A 1,367-nucleotide genomic window follows, 5' to 3' on the forward strand; every position below is an offset into this window, starting at 1 on the left:
CCGGCGGCGCGGCGCGGCCAGGGCGGGCGTGCCCGGGGTGGCGGGCAGGGTCGGCGCGGTCAGCGTCGTCACGCCCTGGGTCGCCAGGTTGGCCTTGGCCTTGCCGATGCGCGCCTCGATGGTCTGCAGCGCGTTCACCACCTTGGCGATGCGCTGGCCGGTGATGTCCTGGAAGGCGCAGGCCTCGTAGATGCGCGTGGTCGCCGTGGTCATGCCATCGGCGACGTCGCCCTCGGCCTTCGGCGCCAGGGTCTCCAGCTGCTCGCAGGCGTCCAGGATCTCGTGCGTCGCCTGGGCGGTGTGCTGCACGATGGCGGCCAGCTCGTCCGTCGCGGTCGGGATGGTGGCCTCGTCCAGCCCCTCGGCGCGCAGCGCCACCACCTCGGCGCGCGCCGTGGCGATGACGCGGCTCAGCTCCTCCAGCTCCTGCAGCAGCGAGGCCGCGGTCGCCGTCAGATTGCCGCGCAGGCTGGCGATCACATTGTCGCTGTCAGACATGCGCCATCACCTTCTCGATCTTGTCGCGCAGCGTCTCGGCGTTGAAGGGCTTGACGATGTAGTTGGAGACGCCGGCCTGCTTGGCGGCGACCACGTTCTCGGTCTTGCTCTCGGCGGTGACCATGATGAAGGGCAGGTGCTTCAGCCGGGCGTCGGCGCGCACCTCCTTCAGCAGGTCGAGGCCGGTCATCGGCTGCATGTTCCAGTCGCTGATGACGAGGCCGAAATTGCCGCTGCGCAGCTTGGCCAGCGCCTCGTGCCCGTCGGCCGCCTCGTCGGCGTCGTGGAAGTCGATCTGCTTCAGCAGGTTGCGGATGATGCGCGTCATCGTCTTGTAGTCGTCGACGACAAGAACCTTGATATTCCGATCCAGGGTCATCGTGGCGGTCTCTCCAGCGGGGCAGCGATCTTGGTTACGCGGTCAAAGTCCGGGCCGCGCGGCGCGCATCCGCGCCAGCTCGGCGGTCAGCGCCCGGACGCGCTCGGGCTCCATGGCGCCGAAGACCGGGGCGGCCTTCTGCTCGCGCATGCGGTTCACGATCTGCGCCAGCAGCGGCAGATCGAGCTCGTTGAACACCAGCGCCGCCTCACGCGGGCGCATGGTCTCGTACAGCTTGGCCAGGCTGGCCCAGTGCGCGTCGTCGCGCAGGCGGGTCTGGCGCTCATTCTCCTCCAGCCGCGCCTGCAGCCCGGCCAGCTGGTCGAGGCGCGCCTGCAGCCGCTGCTCGGCGGCGGCGACCACCGCCTCGCGCATCGCCAGCAGACGCTCGCGCTCGTCCAGCGCCTCGCGCCGGCTGCGCAGCGCCTGGGCCAGGCCGTCCTCCAGGATGGAGGGCTCGGCCGGCGCGGCCTGGCCGACCGGCGGCGTC

The 1,367-nt window shown here is 71.0% G+C and carries 3 protein-coding genes; all 3 read right to left on the reverse strand.

Annotated elements, in window-relative coordinates:
- Positions 1-498 (reverse strand): hypothetical protein (locus HMPREF0731_RS25455; RefSeq protein WP_007004548.1); only part of this gene is annotated, 498 nt, incomplete at its 3' end.
- A complete protein-coding gene (locus HMPREF0731_RS12715; RefSeq protein WP_007004549.1) occupies positions 491-877 on the reverse strand; it encodes a chemotaxis response regulator CheY in 387 nt (128 codons plus the stop codon). The genes HMPREF0731_RS12715 and HMPREF0731_RS25455, both read right to left, overlap by 8 nt.
- A 42-nt stretch (positions 878-919) precedes the next feature.
- The coding region (locus tag HMPREF0731_RS12720; RefSeq protein WP_408734760.1) for a MotE family protein at positions 920-1,367 on the reverse strand (448 nt) is incomplete at its 5' end.

It is taken from the genome of Pseudoroseomonas cervicalis ATCC 49957 (assembly GCF_000164635.1).
In the GTDB taxonomy this organism is placed as follows: Bacteria; Pseudomonadota; Alphaproteobacteria; order Acetobacterales; family Acetobacteraceae; genus Pseudoroseomonas; species Pseudoroseomonas cervicalis.